Genomic DNA, 17,678 nt, shown 5'->3' with positions numbered 1-17,678 from the left:
CACTTTTGTCAGATTGCCCAAATTCCAAACACAATCTTTGGCATCTGCAGGCACGGTTCCTATGGTATAATTTGATTAAGATTAAATCCTAAACCATTTCATCATATAGAGTAAGGAGGCGCACAATATGGCAAAATACAGATGCAGCGTATGCGGGTATATCTATGACGAAGAGTCCGAGGGGGCTCCCTTCTCGGCCCTGAAGGAGTGCCCGGTCTGCCACCAGCCCACCGAAAAATTCACTCTTTATAAGGAGGACCACGGCACCGAGCCGGTGCGCCCCAAAACTCTCAAACTGGAATACCCAAAAGAATTTGTCCGCGAAGATCCTGCCTGCCGGTATATGAAGGAAATCCACGAAATGGCCGTGACCGGCAAAAGCCAGTCGGCCGCGATGGGCACCGAACTGCCGATGCCAAACTGGGATGACATTCTGATTTTAGGTGCCCAGCTGGACCCGATGCCGCTGGAGGAGGACGCCCCGGTGCGCACCACAACCGTCATCGGGCCGCGAGCCAAGCGTCCGCTGATCCTCGAAAATCCGGTGTACATCTCCCACATGTCCTTCGGGGCCCTCTCCCGAGAGGCGAAGGTGGCGCTGGCCAAGGGTTCCGCCATGGCCCACACTGCCATGTGTTCCGGCGAGGGCGGCATCCTGCCGGAAGAGATGCAGGCCGCCGACAAGTACATCTTTGAATATGTGGGCAACCTATACAGTGTCACGCCGGAAAACCTGAGAAACGCCGACGCCATCGAAATCAAGATCGGCCAGGGCACCAAACCCGGTATGGGCGGCCATCTGCCCGGGGAGAAGGTGACCCGGGAGATCAGCGAGATCCGCAACAAGCCGATGGGGCAGGACATCGTCGCGCCCTCCCGGTTTCCGGGCATCGAGACCAAAGAGGATCTGAAACAGCTGGTCAGCCAGCTGCGCTATGCCTCCGACGGGCGGCCCATCGGTGTGAAAATTGCCGCCGGCCGCATCGAGCGGGATCTGGCTTTCTGTGTGTACGCCGAACCGGACTTCATCACCATCGACGGCCGGGGCGGTGCCACCGGTTCCTCGCCCCGGCTGCTGCGGGATTCCGCCAGCGTTCCCACCATCTATGCGCTGCACCGGGCCAGGAAGTATCTGGACAGCATCCACTCGGATATCAGTCTGGTGATCACCGGCGGGCTGCGGGTCTCCTCCGACTTCGCCAAGGCCATCGCCATGGGGGCGGACGCCGTCGCCATTGCCTCCGCCGCGCTGATCGCCCTGGCCTGCCAGCAGTACAAGATCTGCGGCACCGGCATGTGCCCGATGGGCATTGCCACGCAAGACCCCGATTTGCGTGCCCGCCTACACGAGGATGCTGCCGCCCAGCGGGTGGCCAACTTCCTGAATGTCTCACTGGAGGAGCTCAAGATGTTCGCCCGCATCACCGGGCATGCAGATCTGCATGAACTGTCGGTGGAGGATCTGTGCACCATCAGCCGGGAGATCAGCGAGTACACCGACATTCCCCACGCTTAAGTTGCGATAATTTTTGAGTATCGTTTTCTTTGTAAAGCCATTTTTTCTCAGTTAAACTCACTGGCAAGCACGAAATACGGCATCCGCTGAATAAACGACTTCAAGATACAAATCTTGCAGCCAACACGGATGCCGTTTATTTGTGCTTCCTTTGCAGTTCGCCCTTATCTTTCTTGCTGGATTACCGAACTTTCCCGATACGCATGCACCACAAACCGTTCCAGGCCGCTGGCATAAGGGCTCCAGCATGTGGAAAGGGTAAGCACCTGGGCCCTTCCCGGCAAATCAACGCCGGTGTCGTACTCAGACATTGCCTGCAGTTCTTGCAAAAAGGAGTCGTAATCGTCGCCCGGCGTGCGGTTGGTGCGGTACAGGTCGGTCGCGTCTGTGGCGGTGTGGGCCGAGAAGATGCGCCAAGTCTGCGCGCCCTCCGGCGTGTACAGCGTAAAGGTCGGGTGCTCGCGGCAAAACTCCGCGTCGGCGTAGCACAGCAGGCCGCTGAACATGCCACCGTTGTGCAGGTTGTGGCCGTAGATCACGCGGTACAGGTCCGCGTCGCCGCCGGTGGGCGCGGCAAAAAACAGGCAGCCCGCCGGGGATTCGCTGCCGTCAAAGCTGCGGTGCAAATACGTCTGGTTATCCTGCGCCTGTACCACCGGCAGCGAAAGATCCAGCCCCGGTATCTCGATCCACGCTGCAACGTCGGGGTTTATCTCCTGCAGGGCCGTAAAGTCGATTTGTTCCGTCTGCTCTGTTTCTGATACAGCAGACACAGCGACCTGCCGTAACTCTGTATAAAGGCTGCCGCTCTTATAATACTGGTATTGCGCATAGCCGAATGCACCTAAGAATCCCAGTCCTGCCAGCAACAGCACAGCACTGAGTACCAGCCACATCTTTGAAGGCGGACGCAGCAGACGCGCTCTATTTTCATTCATCATCTGTCCCGCATCCCCAATCGCAAATAAGCTGGTATGTTCGCCCGCCGGTGGTAGTACAGTGCCGTGCAACCGGCTCCAAACAGACATAGCACGCCCAACCCCAGCCACGCCCACATCCAGGGGCTGTCGCCGGTCTGGACGCGCTCCGGCGGGGTATCGCCGGGCGGGGTGTCTCCCGGCGGCGTGTTGCCGGGCGGCGGCGCAGAAGGCGTCGGGCTGGGCGGCGGGTTCTCGGGCTTGTCCTCCATCTGGATGGTATGGTACCCGTGGTCCGGGATGGTGCCGTCACCGTTGAACACAAAAGTGATATCCGCTGCCGTCTGGTAGCCGTTGGGCGCGCTCTCCTCGTGCAGCACATAGGTATGCCCGGCAATCAGCGCGGTGCCGTTCTCGGTCCAGCCCGTGATGACGTACGGCTCGCTCCCGGTCGTCCAGCGGTCGATCTCCTCGCCGGTGGTCTGGTCGGTCAGCGTCAGCACCGCGCCGGGCAGCGGGTCGCCGTGTTCATCCACCTTGGCAAAACGTACCTCCAGCGGCGCGTCGGTCACGACCAGCGTGTCGCCTTCCAGCGCGCCGGTGTCGCCGTCCAGCTGCACGGTCAGATCCTCGCGCAGCGTGAACGGAATATCCAAACTCATCGCGTAGCCCGCCGGGGCCAGCGTCTCGTGCAGCAAAAACCGCCCAGGGTTCAGCTCCACCTCATGCGGCGTCTCGCCCGACGTCCACCGGTCGATCAGCGTCTGCGTGCCGTCGCTCGACAGCACATACAACTCGAGCTTCGCGCCGGGCAGCTCGCCGGTGCCGGTCAGGCTGCGCTTGCTGACCATGACGGTCTTGGACGACGCATTCGTAAACGTGAACGTCTTGCCGTCCTCGCTCGTTGTCAGCGTCGAGGTATAGCCATCCAGCCCGCTCATGTCCTCCTCGAGCCAGCAGTCGGTCATGCCGCTGCGGATCGTGAACCTGGCCGTCGCGTTGTCGCCCGACAGCGTGCGCCGCGCGGTCTTTTGCTCGCCGTTTTCGGTGTAGTGCAAAATCACGGTCGCGTCGGGGTGAGCCTGCCCGCCGGTCTGCCAGACCTTCTTAACAAGGATATCCCCGTAGGTGCTGATCGCGCCCTCCATGTCCGCGGTCGACTCCACCATGTGGATCGGGAACACCCAGTCCTCGCCGCCCGGCACATAGTAACCGGGCGTGCCGGGCACGCGAATCTCGTCGATCACCTCGCCCAGCGTGACGCCGAGCGAGAAGTAGCCGGGGTCGGCGTAGGTGTCCGACCCGATGCCGTTCGGGAAATATAAATACAGCGCGTCGCCCTTCTGCGCGAAGGAGACCCCGCCCTCCGAGTAGTTGATGCTGACATCGTCGGGGCCGAAATCCAGCAGCCAGCCGATGCCCAGCCGTAGAAAGCTGTTGTCGGCCGTCGTATTCTCGACCATCAGCGAGGAATCGTCCAAGATGCCGGCCGCCCCGGCCGCGACGGTCTCGCCGTTCAGATAGGTCGTGCCGTTGGCGTACACGGTCTGGGTCGAGGCCGCTTCATCGAGCCGCGTCGGGTCGTCGGCCGCATAGGCGCGCCCGCACAGCGCAAAGCGAAAGTTGATCGAAGCGGCATCCCCGACCCGCATTTCCAGCGGTTTTCCGTTGCTTTTCATCTCCTGCAACTGCCGTGGGGTGTACTCCTGCCCGTTTACGGTCAGCGTAACCGACTTGACGTAGCGCATGAGGTCGATCTCGCCGTTGGCCGCAGCGTCATAACCGGGATAGTAGTAGTTGTTCTGCGGGGCCTGGGCGTGGGCGGGCAGGGCGAACAGCACGCATATAATTAGAAATAGCGCAAGGGTCAGCCCACTTCGTTTTAGGTTTATAATTCTCTTTTCGATTGTCATCAACGATCCTTTCACGAATCATACATCCTGATGAGCAGCGATATTTACACTGATTTATAATTCCTTCCGTTCAATTTCGGGTCATATTTTTTAACACAATCATCATAAACCGCCTGGACATTACATACCCATGCCTTTACCGCGCTTTTGTACGCTTCAGCCGCAATATAAGCGGCCAAGAGGGACACTGCAATTGCAATGCTGGACCGAACAATCGTTTCTGCCGTTTGGTCCGCAAAATATGCCCCTACTGTAAATAGCACTGCGACAGCGCAAAGCAACGCCATTTCTACCGCAACCATGCAGAGACGTTCTGCCCGTTCATATTTTTGATCGCTGGCCCCGTTTAGCTTCAAGCGATGAATGTACGCATTGCTATATGTAAAGAATCGTTCGCACTGCTCTTTCGTGATTCTCATGTCAACCGGGATTCCTTCCGTGCTAAAAAATGCATATGCATTCATCGTATATGCTTCCAGGTCATTTTCGTTTTCAATGATGTCGCTTCCTTCCCAGAGAAATGTTCCCACCGCTTCACGTTGAACGCAGAACAGCTGTGACTCCAAGACTCTCGACGCCTCTAAAATAAGCCAGGAAAGGAACGTAAAGGAGACTTCAATGATAATTCCCGCAATAATTGTGTTGTGCGGGCCAGAAATTTGCAGTGCAAGCAAATCGATGGGATATATCCCGACAAAATAGAGGAACGCTGTCAAAATGACTGCATTTACTAAGTGCCAGAGGATCGATTTGCTGCCGGTTGCATACATAGTATTCATTGTGCGCCTCCTTCTACCGATTCCTTGTGTTGAAAGAAAATGCTGCCAGTCAGCATTTACCGTCCGGCAGCATTTCTTTTTGGCTTATTCAGCCCGTTTCAGTTCTACTCGTTATTCGTCCTGTTTGCTTTTCCGTTTTCTGGCTACAATCAGCACCACCATGGCAACCGCTGCAACGATCAGGATGACCACCAAGCCCATCAGCGGGAAAGCGTCGCTGGTCTGCGGCACAAACCAGGGGACTGCGGTCGGCGTGGGCGTTGCGCCCCAGGTGCCGTCCTTGATGGCCTGCTCGATCTCAGGGTGGTCATCCGGCTTCGGTGTGGCCGGGGCCGGCGGGGCGTAGGTGTTCAGGAACGAGATTTCCCGCACCTTGGCCTTGGGGTCATCATCAGTGGTGGCCCAAATTTCGCTTTGCAGGCCTCCGTTATCAGCGTTGGTCACACGAATCGTCACGGTATAAACCGTATCATCATAACTCATGTAGGCCGTATCTCCGGCTTCCTGCTTCACCACATAGCTGTAATCGCCAGGTTCGGTAAAGTAGAAATTGTGGAACGTATCACTGGCATCGCCTGCGATCATCAGACCGGCAGCGGATTCATCTGGCAGCGGGGTGGTTTCGTCCATGCCTTCCGCCAAATCGATCGTCACGTGGAACTGCTCGTCGTTGTCACCGTTCAGTTCAACACTGACCGGCAAATCAGCGGAGCACTCATAGGGCACTTCCTCCGCGTTGACGCGGACAGGCAACAACAGCAGGGCCGCGAGCAGCACGGGAAGGACCAGCAATCCACTCAGTTTCCGTAGTGCTTGATTCATGTTTTGGTACCTCCTTCAAGATGGACCAGGGGTGAGGCGGGCGCGTGGCCGCGCCCCGGCCCCCGCCCATATTGTCAGCTCATGCGGTCCAGCCGCCCGAAGATGACGACACGACCGTTGGTTTCCGCCTCTGCACAGGTGGACAAACCGATCACCTTATCCTGCGGTGTCACGCCGATATACCGGCTTTGCACCGCGTTCTCATCGATGTAATTTAACAGTTCACTCACGTTCCCGTCGGGGTAACGCAGCGGATCGTACACCATGCTGTCGAACGCATCCACTTCCAGGCAGGCGAACAGCTCGATGCTGTAGGTAGCATTTGGCAAATATAGCGTGCCGGTGGGATGAGCCTCAAAGTAATCGGTATTGACGAACTCGACGACATCGCCGAACATGGCGCCATTATCCATGTGATGGCCGTAGACGAGGGTGTACGGGTCGGAAATATCCCGGGCATTGTCGCTATCGAGGAAAATCGAGCCCGACAGTGCAAAGTCGCCGTAGATATCCTTGTTCACGTACTCCATATCATCGTCGCCGATGACGACGGGATAATCGATGTGGGTATCGTCGATGCTCAGCCAGCCTACCACATCCGGGTTGATGGCCTGGAGCTCCGCCAGCGTGGGATTGTCGCCGGAGCCGTCAGCGGCAGGTTTGAACTGCAACAGGTCACTGTCCAAGAACGCGCCCTGGAATACCATAGCCGTATCCCACAGCGAGTAGCCGCCGAACAGCAGCATGATCACGATCAATGCCGCCGCCACCATGCTGACCAGACGATCACCGGCGCGTGCCAGTTTGGCCGCTGTGTGCAAGAGGGGTACCTCCTTTGGTGAAAGGTGGTTGCTTGATTAGGTTAAGTAAGTTAACGTGTCAGCTTTCGCTGTTGTGATTCAAGGGTTTGAATCAGTCCTCACGGCGCTTGCGCAGGAAGACGAAGCAGCCAGCAGCAGCGACCACGACCAGAAGGGCGTACGGAGCCACGTTCATGACGATGCCGGTCGGGGAGACAGCGTTGCGGGTGTTGACAACAGCAATGTCGTTATTATCAGCATCGTAAGTTACATTTACAACCTCACGCACTTCATTATCGTTGATTTTGGTTGTATAACCACTGCTTCTATAGTCAGTTTCAGAAACAGTATACACAGAAGTGTCATCGACCAGACCATAGATGCGCAAGGACTCACCATGAGCAAGCTTGATACCAGTATTTTTGCCACCGGTCAGGGTAACGGGATCGCCAATCGTATTACCATCCTTTTCATACTGGGCATTGTACTTATCGTTTTCAGTCCCCGGCAAAGTCACAGTAAAGTCAAACTTTTCACTGTGGCTACCCATTTGACCGTCGACGGTCTTGGTAATAACAAGATCATTCGTATCAGGCGTCGGATCAGGATCAGTGGGGTCGACCATGTAACCATTAGTCGTGGTATCCGTCTTCTGATCAACTTGTCCATCCTTCGTCAGAACAGCACCGGTAACTTTATACTTATCGGTTTCGTTTTCAGTATAACGTACAACGAACAAGTACAGATCCAAATTTCCACCATTATAATAAGGGGCGTCTTCTTCATCCTCATCAATGTCGTACTTGTAAACGCCGGTATCGGTGAAATCGTCAACCAAACTATTGATATCAAAATTCACGGTGGTTTCAACAGTATTCACGTCTTCACCAGGTACAATAGTTCCTGTACCCTGCGTAGCAGTAAATACTGCCGTGGCTTCAATACCGTTTTCTCCAGCGCCAACACCATTATACAAGTTCAGGCTCTTACCGCTACTGGTATAAGTGGCGCCAGTAATAACATCCGTGGAATTCTTCAGTGTAAACGTAAACTCTTTGTTCGGCGTCGTAACCTGTGCCGGCTTCATCAGTTCTTTAGTGAAGCTAATCGAAGTGATAGCAGTTCCCGATTCAGTGTTATCGATGACGCCAGATTCGCCGAACTGATCCGCAAACACCGGGACAGCGGAAACGCTGGCCAGCATCGCGGTGGCGAGGAGGGTGGTCGCGACGCGGCCAAGGTTCTTGCTCAATTTCATACTTGGTTTCTTCCTTTCTTTCTTTTGAAGAATTTTTATACACAGGCGGGACGCCAATGTAACAATGGGTTGCTTGGGGACTGTTACAGTCCTGATCTACGAATCACGGTAATGACCTTACCCTTGACCTCGCTTGTTTTCACCGGGCCGAAGTACCGGCTGTCGCGGGCGCCCTCGCGGTAGTCGCAGAGGATGAAATACTCGTCCTGCGCCAGCGTGATGGGATAGGCCGGGCCGTCGTCGTATTTGGGGGTGGTGTAGTAGATGTCGTTTTCGAGCACCGTGCTGCCGTTGACCACCAGTGTGGCCTGGTCGGTGACTTCGACCGTATCACCGGGGTTGGCGACGATCCGGCCCACATACTGTTCGCCGTTTTTCTCGAACACCATCACATCGCCGGTGACCCAGTCATCAGCCAGGCGATAGTAGAACAGCAGGTCGCCCGCCGAGATGCGGGGTGCCATGTCGTCGTTTTCCATCGGCGTGACACCGAACAGGAAGCCGAACAGCAGCACGATCAGCAGCACAATGGCGATCAACTTGGTGAAGAAGCCTGCAATGTCCTCCGCATCCGCACATCGGCGGCGTTTGGCCTTGATGACCTCCAGCGGGGTGGGCGGGGCGGCGTATTTGGCCTTGCCTTTGCGGCGGCGGCCGGGCTTGTCCGCTTTGGCGAGGTTTGTTTTGGCGGCGGGCTTTGCCTTGCCTCTTGCAGGGGCGGATTCCACATCCGCCCGCGGGGCCTTGCGGCCGGGCGACGCGCCCGGGACGATGCGAGCATCGTCCCCTACGGATGTGAGGGAAGGTGCATCGTCATCGTGGTAACGTGCGGTGGTGCTTGCCGGCTTACCCACATCTGCGGGCGGTTCCGGCGGGGTAAACGAACGGGTAATGTGAGTTGCCTTTTTGGCAGGCGAGTTCTGGCTGTCCGCAGCGTGATAAACATACGCCTGCTGGCTCGGCTCCCACGCACGGCGGAGCTTGCGGTTGGTGGGCTGCGGGGTGTCACTCATGGGCATCACCCCTGCGGCCCATCATACGGGCCAGCGCCTTATCGCGCTCATCCAAAAGCGCCTGATAATAGGCCGCCTGGTCGTCGTAGACCTGCTGGTAAATCTCCTGCAGGGCCTCGAGCTTTTTCCAGACATCCGCCTCATCCACGCCGCCAAAGGTCTTTTTGCGAAATTTCATGGCGGACAGCTGATCCGCAATGTCCTGCATCGTCCGCATGGGCGTTACTCCTCGCGGCGGCGGCGCACACGACGAGCCATCATGCTGCCGATCAGCGCCAGCCCTGCGATGCCGGCCGCCGTGATCATCAGCGTGTACGGTGCAGTATGGTTGGACTCCAGGCCGGTGGGGGCGACGGGGTTGCGATTGTTGGCAAATTCAACCGTATAATCTTTATCGATTGAATCCACTGTCTGTGTGGCCGCACCCGGTGTGAGGACCTTTCCCGCGGAACCGGTTTCATAATACTGGGAGCTAACGGTATAGCCGTTGTTCTCCTGCTGTTCTGTTACCGTCACTTTGTAACCATACGGCACGCTGAGCACCATCTGCTCATCGTTGGAGAGGACGAAAGTATAGGTGCCGCCTTTGGCTGTCAGTGTCCCGGTATACAGGTTGCCATTTGCATCCTTCGCCGTTGTGCCTTCCTCAATGGTAAGCGGCGTTGTATAAGGGCCACCCGCCTTTTCCAACGTTAGAGTAAAGGTAAAGTCGTCCGTATAGCTGCCCATCTCGCCGCCGACCGTCTTGGTGATGGTCAGGGTCTGATTGTCCGGGGTGTAGGTGTTGGTTACATCCAGCTTGTTCTGCGCAGCATCCTTATCCATTTTGATTTGCTGACCAGCAGCCGCAAGTGTGGATGTAACGTTGTAGCCCTCAAGCTTGCCACACGTTTCGGTGACAGTATACTCCTTGGTGACCGTCAGGCCATTTACAACGACCGTGTAACCAGTTTCCGTTTTCTGAATCGTATAGTTGGCACCATCTGGCGGGGTTGTACCCAGATTAATGTTGGCGACGGACGTATCACCATCTTTTACTGTAAAGGTGATGTTGTCGGCTGCGGTGTCCCATTGATCTTTCGGAAGGTCTTCCATCGTTTTGTTGATGGTCAGGCTGGTGGAGGGCACCTGGATGACGGGCATGGGATAATCTTCCGAATGGTCTTTACTGATATCCGTGTCATACGTCAGTTTTGCCGACCCACTTACGTTAGAAAAGAATCCATCCTTTTCTGCATAAGTGCCCGTATTAGCCGCGCCTTTGTCGGTATAATCAGTAGTTGCAAAGGTTTCATACGCTTTATCCGTGGGTTGTACCTTTAAGTGCAGCTCGTATGTATAGCCCTGCTTCAGCTCATAATTACCATCCGTTCCATTGAACTCCACCGCGAAACTAACAGGTGTAGTACTCGCATCATTGCCGGTGATCTCGTACTGCCCATCTTCTGTAGTTACTTGATTGCCATCGCTGTCTTTGATTACAACGTAGGGTTTTGCTCCATCAACGGGTTCGACAAAATCCGAGAGCGTATCGGTAATTTTTACATTTTTCATAGACAGATTCGTGATCTGCGCTTGAATCTCAGTAAATCTTGCAGTCAACTCACTCGGGTCTTCAGCTGTATACCCACTAAAGTTATCACTGTCAACAGCAGTTCCTACCGTTGCTTCAACAGAATCTTCAACTGCACCACGCAATAACTTCAAATAGCTATCAGCGCTTGCGCCACCTAAACCAACACCAACAGTAAAGAAGCCGTTTACCTCATTGTAAGATGCCGCCTGTTCGTAAGCTGCAGTGTCATCTCCCGCAGCTGTATGATCACCGCCACCAGTCGAGTTACCATTTTCAGTATAGTGATAAGTCGGCTCGCCATCGGACAGGAAGATAACATACTTCATTGCGTCAGGCCGAGCCTCCAACATAGCGGCACGGCCCGCCATCATGCCCGCTTCATAGTTGGTGCCGCCGTCACTGCGTACATCTGTCGCAGTGATGACGCTTTGGGCATCCCTCGTCCAATTCTGCCTCAGAATTGCATCATCATAATAATTTGTATCAGCAATAGAATCGCTAAACGTTACAACCGCAAAGCGCGCATCAATGTTCTCATTTGAGGCCAATCCTCTTGCCAACTCACCAGCTGCATCAGAGGCTATTTTTTGATAGGTTTTAAGCTCGCTATTTACCCATGCTCTGTCTCCCATGCTTCCCGACTGGTCGACGATAAACAACACATCCAACTTGACTTTTTGGCTGGACTCACCAACATCACCGGAAACGGTCAACGCCAAGTCGTATGTTTTGCCGCCATCGTTCGTCACGGCCGTTTTGGTATAAACCGGATCAGGCTCATAAACATCGATCTCGCTGTCTTCCTTGCGTTCGTAAACCAGCTCTAAGCGGAAATCGCCAGCGCCTTCAGTCCTGGTGTAATAACCTGTTTCGCCGGGGAACACACTGTCGTAAAAGCGAATTCCATCTTCGAGTATGTCAGCATTTTGTATACGTTCTGCCGATACAATCGGGTGCCTTTCAGTACCATTAAGAACAAATGTTGCATTACGGAAAGTGTACTGCTCAGTCCCTATAGTGATATCTCGGATCTGATTTGCATTCACCATTTCATCAAATGTTATAGCTCCAGAATCCGGCAAATCATACGTCAAATCATATGTTGAGGGAACAGATAATTCATTGCCATCTGTATCCACGATAGAAAAGGAGACACTATGTGAGTTGCCATGAAGATGTTGGTTATTTTCATTCCACGTAATCACAAAGCTCGAGAACCCATCCACCGTAAACTCTGCGGTAACCTCGGCATTCTCCGGCATTGCCGCAGTTTCATCGGCTTCGGGTGCGGGTGCGGCGGACAGGGTGGCAACGGGGGCCTCCACCGTCACGGTACCCTCCGTCTCGTCAGCCGCATCGGCCACCGGCACAACGTCGGTCACCTCGCCGGCCTCGTTCTCCTCCAGGTGCTGCACTTCCAGTGTGGCGGGGTCGGCGTCAGCGGGCAGCAGGGCGGCGGGCAGCGTGAAGCTGACGCTGACCGGCTGCCGCGGCTCGACCTCGTTGCCCTCGGCATCCTTGAAGGAAATGTCCAGCGCCACAAAGCCATCGTAGTCCACTTGGGCTTCGTCCAGCTCGGCAGCCACATCGGCCACGGCCTCGGCGTTATCGGTGCTCGAACCGATCAGGGCCGCGGTCAGGGTCGCATCCTCGGGCAGGCTGCCCGCCGGGATGTCCACCTGCACGGAGGCGTCGGTGCCCTCGACCTTCGCCTCGGCCGTGCGGGCCGGGTAGGCGGACGGGTCAGCGGACGAACCTTCTTCCTTCGAAGTTTCCGGGGTAGCCATTTCACCTACCGACCGGGATGTGGCAGCGGGTTCATTTGCCGTTTCCGGCGTGGCCTGACCGTCTGTTGCCAGTGCGGTGCTGACCAAACTACAGGCCATACAGAGCACCAGCAATGCACTGAGTACACGTTTTTTCATGTTCGTTCAACTCCTCATTTGTATCGGTTATGCGTCTGCGTTGGCTTGCGCCTGTTGTCCTGTGTCCAGCCTGACACATGCGGCCGCTACTGCGGTGCGTCGCTCGGCGGCCACCGGCGGGGATTTATATCGGCTGTGCAGCCGCTGCAGGCTGCGCGGCGTTGCTTTTTCCTGATCCAGCCCGGTGTCGCGGGCAATGCGCTGGATGCCCAAGCGTATATTTTCGCGGTCTGCCGGTCTGTTGCCTCTCGTCAGAAAAACAGGCCCGCTCTGGATGCCCCTTTGTCTGACGTACTCATTCAGGCCGTTCTTCAGTTCCCGTGAGAAACAGATTACACCGCTGTCTGTGCGGAAGTAGCCCGCCGCAACGGCTTCTGCAGTGATCTTCTCAATTTCTCTGGTCGCAATGCCTGTCTCCACAAAAATTCGCATCAGCAGCGACTCTCGCAGGCAGCCCTGCAATCGCGCCGTGGCCAGCATAGCCTGATATTCCGTCCAGGTCAGGCTGGGTTCCGGCTTTAGCGAATATTGGGGCGGCGCCTGGCAAAGATCCGGTCGGTTTGTATAATCCAAAAACCGATTTGCCGTAAGTAGACGTGCGCTGATCGAGCGCGGTGCGTAGCCCCAGTCGTGCATATCGGATGCCCAATGTTGCAATGTATCGTTATGGATGCTGGCATCCGGCCCCAAGTATCGTTGCAGCGCAATCAGGTCATTGCGATATCGCTTTACAGTGCTTGCTCCGGCTCCCGATATTCCAACAGCCTGCAAAAATCCTTCTATGGCCTGCCCCGTCAGGGCCTGCGGTCTGTCTTGAGTTTTTATCGACATGTCAAGCCCCTTTCTGTCTTGCGGGCGATGGTTCAAGCGGTGCGGGATGAATCGGTGTTGCCGGCTGATGGCCAGCCAATGGCCGCCTGTTCCATCTCGATCATCTGGTCGTACATCTGGTCTTTCAGTATAGCGATCCGCTCATCCAGCTGCTGCTGGGTCGCTTTATAAAGGTTGCGGAAGCTGCGCGGATTGCCTTTTTCTTCGGGGACGCCTGCGATCCGGCATAGCTCCCTCATGCAGTTGAACACCGCGATGCGCCCCATGGGCCGGTCGTTGCGGGTCATAAAGACGGGCCCGCCGTAGACGCCGTTCTGTGCCATGTAGTCGAGCAGCTCGCTCTGCAGCGGTGCGGGACAGCGGAAGTCGATGGGCACGCCATGATAATTCAACGTACCGTGCCCCTGCTTGACCACCTCTGCCGTCACTTGGCTGAGACACTGCACCGGCAGATTTGTCGTTGCAAACAGCTTGACGAGCAGATAGGTGCGCCGTTTTCCCTGTGCGCGGGCAGCGCGGAGAAGTTTCAGATACTCCACGCGGGTCACAGCCGGGGTAGGCGGGTCAGTCTCAATTTCTGACTTCAGATGCCCACGGAGCAGATCCAGCCTGCCGCACCAGCGGAAGTATTGGTTGGCCGCCGTGATATGCACATTGACCGCCTTGCGGCCATATCGCTGCTGCAGGTGCTCGACCCAGTCATTCAGCATCTGTACGGTGGGTTCGCCATGCTGCTGCGTGTAGGCAAGAAGATCCTGCAAGCTGTTTGTGTAATAGCGGCGGGTTTCGGGATTCCAGCTGCAGAATTTCTCGCTTTGCAGAAATTCAGAAAGAGGGTGACCTTTCAAAATTTCATCGTCCATACGTGCAACCGGCCTCCTTTCCTGCCTTTCGGATGGGGCGAGGGACAGAAACGTGGTTCTGTTAAATACATAAAACGCCAAAGAGCGCAGATGGCTAAATTCTGCGTTTGGGGATACTGACCCCACCTTTAGATACGAATAGATATTATCACAAACCAAACGGAAAAACAAGTATTAACGTCAAATCTTGTTCAATTTGCTAAAAATGGGCATAAAAAAACCGTCGGGCAAGTAATGTTTTTCTTTGCCTGACACCTTTTTCATGCCAATTTTTATGTGTTCAAGGCCAAAAAACGCGAATACACGCATTCCTGCGAACGATTCACGTTAACAGCGGCAACAGAACCACGTTTTCGTCAAATTCACAAAAGCAGATGCATTTTATTCAGTAAACGCTCGTGTTCTGCGCCCGATTCCATGATATAGATCCGCGTCGTCTCGATACTGGAATGGCCAAGCAGGTCTGCCAGCTTCGAGATATTTTTTTCGAGATCGTAGAACGTCCGGGCAAACAGGTGCCGCAGATTGTGGGGGAATACTTTCTTCCACGCCACGTTGGCTCGCTCGCACAGGGCTTTGAGCAGCTTCCAAACTGTGACGCGGCACAGCGGCTTGCCCACGCGTGAGAGAAACACCGGCCCGGTGTGGATGCGATGCTTCTGGCACCAGCGGGTCAGGCGGTGGCAGAGCTCGGCAGGCAACAGGATCTCGCGGCATTTGCCCTTGCAGCGGATGGACGCCTTGCGGCGGCGGACAGCCTCCGCCGTGATGAATTGCAGTTCCGAGACGCGAATGCCGGTGGAGCAGATGGTCTCCAGCAGCAGTTGGCTGCGCTTGTTGCCGATGGCGCGGGCTGCGCTCAGCAGACGGAAATACTCGGCGCGGGAGAGTTCCCGGCCGGGGTCGGCAAAGATCCTGCGCTGGCGCTTGAGGGGCTTGGCTTTGCCCGCCGGGTTGTCGATGGATTCCTGATAGTCGTTGACCGCAGCCAGCAGTGCATTGACGGTGGAGGGGGTGTAGCCCTTGGCCGTCAGGCTGTCGCGCCAGGCGGCGACGGTCTCGCGGGTGGGCTTCTTCCCTGCCCCGGTATCGGCGAAAAAGCGGGTCAGGGCCCGGGTGTACTTCTGGATGGTGGCCGGGCTGTACTCGCGGTGGGCCAGCCAGTGCTCATAGCTTTGTATAATTTTTTGATATTCCATGTGATGCTCCTTTCGGTTTGTGTGTTAGTATGCCGCAACTGCGGTTTCTTATATGTATCATCAAAAAAGCCTCACACCGTGTCAATATGCACAGTCTGAGGCTGATTCGTTTATTCATTATGGCGTGACATGGCAGGCGTACAGAATCAGGATGTAAAATAGGTCAGGGCGTCTGTTCGTTGACCGTTCTGGTACACTTCAAAATGTAAGTGGTCGCCGGTGGCACGCCCGGTGTGCCCCACAAAGCCGATCACCTGCCCGGCTTTGACCTGCTGACCGGCGGTAACGCAGATGGAGGAACAGTGAGCGTACAGGGTTTCCAGGCCATTACCGTGGTCGAGTTTGACGTAGTAGCCGTAGCTGCCGCCCCAGCTGTCTAGGGCGTTGGCAACGCTCACCGTGCCGTCGGCGGCGGCCAGGATCGGGGTGCCTTCGGGCACGGCGATGTCGGTGCCGCTGTGGTAACTGGTCTCGTCGGTGATCGGGTCGGTGCGGTAGCCAAATTGTGAAGTAATCGTGCCGGTGATCGTCAGCGGCCATTGCAGGGCACCGGTCGGCTGCCAGTCCCCCGCCGACGACAGAACCTCCCCGCTGCCGCTAACGAAACCACCCAGCAGCTGGTTCCACAATTCGGCGGTGTCTTCTCCTGACAAAAGGGTCAGGTATTCATTTTGCCGGGCATTGAAGGCGTACTCAGCGCGCATTTCTTCGGCGGTTTTGTGGGTGAGCTCGATGGTGAGGATGGTTTCTGTCACGGTTGTCGTGGTGGTATTGCCATCTTCATCGGGCATTTCCACTTCGCTGGTATTTGTGTCTGTGCGGTAATCCACCGCGTTCATATCCCACAGGATGTCCCGGAGCCGGTTTAGGTTATCTTCGTCAATAAAGGCAACCGGCGCACCGTCCACCGCGCCGCTGGTACGGGCGGCAAAAACCGCCAGGACATCCTGCCACGCGATGGCGTAGCTGCCATCGTTGGACACGATCTCCTGACGGTCATGAGGGATGTCGGCTTCGATTTCTTCAAGGCGTTCCTGGTATTCGTTGTTCAGTTGGGCAACCGCCTCTTGGATGGTGATGCCGGTACCTGTGGATTCCCCTGCGAAGAAAATGCCGAACGACGAACCGACGACAAGCGCGATCATGCAGATGATTATGATAATCACGACCGCGGCCGTACCGCCCGCTGCAATCGCTGCCACCAGCGTCTGTGTGGCGGCCCACAGAGCTTTGAGCCCAGCCATAACGATGTCGGCAACTTTTTTGGTTGCCTCCTGGGCTGCCTGTGCAGCCTGTTTCGCCCGTCGGGCTGCTTTTGCAGCTGTCTGGCGAACCTTGTTGGCGTCGGCATTTTTGCGAGCTGTGACCGTGGCTGTTTTCGGGTTGGGTGCCTGGCGCGGCTGAGGTTTCCTGCGTGTAGTAACCTTAAAACGATAGACAGAATCGTGCCGCAGGCGGCTCTGATGAACATCTTGTATATCAGTCTTGGTGTGTACAGCATTCCGGCCTGGTGGCTGCCGAGTTCGTTCGGCGTATCCATTGCGCCCTTTATAATAAGGTGTATGCCCGGTCTGTGGGCTGCGCGGTTCTCCTGCGGCAGCCGATGAGGCTTGTTCGTGTACTACTATTGCGTCACTGTGGGCTTTTCTCTGGTTTTGGGCGATGTACTGCGCGAATTTCTTGCCGCCGCGCAAAGTTGCCTCCGCCGCGGATTCAGCCGCAGATACAGCGGTGTCCACAGCGTGTTCTTCCAGCGAAGCAGCTTCCCGGTACTGGCCCTCCTGCTTTTCCTCTGCCGCAAACCGCCGGGTGCCCTCGCGGGTGCGCAGCCATACGGCGCGCATCGCGGTTCGCGGGAGACGGGCTTTTTCCGCTGTATGGACGGGCTTGCCCGCCGGTTTCTGTTTGGGTTCGATCATGTCACATTCCCCCCTGTTCACAGATTTGTTAAATCCTATTTGAAGTTTTTTCAAACGCTTATCAAACGATTGTCAAATTTATCCTGTATCTTATAAACATAGACAAAACGGAGCCGAAATCCCGGCACCGCTCTACCGCCCAAAGGCAACCTAGGCTCAGCCCGCGGCGGACAAAAAATTAGGCTTCGTGCCATGACATAGATCAAAAGATGCGGCCGGTCCATAAACGGATCAGCCGCATCTTTTCATTGATTTACGAAGATATTTTGTTCCTGCACTGTATTCAGTTTCTCCCGAATATGCTATACTGAAAGCATCTTAACAAAATCGTACTCTGCGCGAGTCGT

At 55.8% G+C, this 17,678-nt stretch carries 14 protein-coding genes; 1 reads left to right on the top strand and 13 read right to left on the bottom strand.

Annotation, left to right across the window (positions count from 1 at the left end; genetic code table 11):
* The first annotated feature begins 127 nt into the window (after positions 1-127).
* A complete protein-coding gene (locus ABGT73_RS13415) occupies positions 128-1,516 on the top strand; it encodes a glutamate synthase-related protein (protein ID WP_346670157.1) in 1,389 nt (462 codons plus the stop codon).
* Positions 1,517-1,680: 164 nt separating this feature from the next.
* Here ABGT73_RS13415 and ABGT73_RS13410 read toward each other — a convergent pair whose 3' ends face one another.
* The 13 genes from ABGT73_RS13410 to ABGT73_RS13350 form a co-directional block, all read right to left on the bottom strand.
* On the bottom strand, positions 1,681-2,457 hold the full coding sequence (locus ABGT73_RS13410) for a class B sortase (protein ID WP_346670156.1): 777 nt from the start codon (positions 2,455-2,457) through the stop codon (positions 1,681-1,683).
* A complete protein-coding gene (locus tag ABGT73_RS13405; protein WP_346670155.1) occupies positions 2,454-4,361 on the bottom strand; it encodes a SpaA isopeptide-forming pilin-related protein in 1,908 nt (635 codons plus the stop codon). Before ABGT73_RS13405 ends, ABGT73_RS13410 begins: the two co-directional genes overlap by 4 nt.
* A 29-nt stretch (positions 4,362-4,390) precedes the next feature.
* A complete protein-coding gene (locus ABGT73_RS13400; RefSeq protein ID WP_346670154.1) occupies positions 4,391-5,125 on the bottom strand; it encodes a hypothetical protein in 735 nt (244 codons plus the stop codon).
* A gap of 111 nt (positions 5,126-5,236) precedes the next feature.
* Entirely contained in the window at positions 5,237-5,947 is a 711-nt protein-coding gene (locus ABGT73_RS13395; RefSeq protein ID WP_346670153.1) for a Spy0128 family protein, read from the bottom strand.
* Between the two features lie 74 nt (positions 5,948-6,021).
* A complete protein-coding gene (gene srtB, locus ABGT73_RS13390) occupies positions 6,022-6,768 on the bottom strand; it encodes a class B sortase (protein WP_346670152.1) in 747 nt (248 codons plus the stop codon).
* Between the two features lie 91 nt (positions 6,769-6,859).
* Positions 6,860-8,005, bottom strand: a complete 1,146-nt coding sequence (locus ABGT73_RS13385) for a QVPTGV class sortase B protein-sorting domain-containing protein (protein ID WP_346670151.1) — start codon at positions 8,003-8,005, stop codon at positions 6,860-6,862.
* An 83-nt stretch (positions 8,006-8,088) separates the two neighbouring features.
* Positions 8,089-9,018 (bottom strand): signal peptidase I, encoded by a 930-nt coding sequence (gene lepB, locus ABGT73_RS13380; RefSeq protein ID WP_346670150.1) that lies wholly within the window; start codon positions 9,016-9,018, stop codon positions 8,089-8,091.
* A complete protein-coding gene (locus tag ABGT73_RS13375; protein ID WP_346670149.1) occupies positions 9,011-9,235 on the bottom strand; it encodes a hypothetical protein in 225 nt (74 codons plus the stop codon). Before ABGT73_RS13375 ends, lepB begins: the two co-directional genes overlap by 8 nt.
* A 5-nt stretch (positions 9,236-9,240) precedes the next feature.
* On the bottom strand, positions 9,241-12,519 hold the full coding sequence (locus tag ABGT73_RS13370) for a VWA domain-containing protein (RefSeq protein ID WP_346670148.1): 3,279 nt from the start codon (positions 12,517-12,519) through the stop codon (positions 9,241-9,243).
* 27 nt (positions 12,520-12,546) lie between these two features.
* A complete protein-coding gene (locus ABGT73_RS13365; protein ID WP_346670147.1) occupies positions 12,547-13,350 on the bottom strand; it encodes a hypothetical protein in 804 nt (267 codons plus the stop codon).
* A 32-nt stretch (positions 13,351-13,382) separates the two neighbouring features.
* Positions 13,383-14,213 (bottom strand): hypothetical protein, encoded by an 831-nt coding sequence (locus tag ABGT73_RS13360; protein ID WP_346670146.1) that lies wholly within the window; start codon positions 14,211-14,213, stop codon positions 13,383-13,385.
* Between the two features lie 362 nt (positions 14,214-14,575).
* Positions 14,576-15,412 (bottom strand): tyrosine-type recombinase/integrase, encoded by an 837-nt coding sequence (locus ABGT73_RS13355; protein WP_346670145.1) that lies wholly within the window; start codon positions 15,410-15,412, stop codon positions 14,576-14,578.
* A gap of 146 nt (positions 15,413-15,558) precedes the next feature.
* Positions 15,559-17,331 carry a M23 family metallopeptidase gene (locus ABGT73_RS13350; protein WP_346670144.1) on the bottom strand — a complete coding sequence of 591 codons (1,773 nt, stop codon included), beginning with the start codon at positions 17,329-17,331 and terminating at the stop codon, positions 15,559-15,561.
* Between the last annotated feature and the right edge of the window lie 347 nt (positions 17,332-17,678).

The organism is uncultured Subdoligranulum sp. (genome assembly GCF_963931595.1).
In the GTDB taxonomy this organism is placed as follows: Bacteria; Bacillota; Clostridia; order Oscillospirales; family Ruminococcaceae; genus Gemmiger.
The sequence above is the reverse complement of the archived record's forward strand: the minus strand, read 5'-3'. Positions and strand labels throughout refer to the sequence as shown.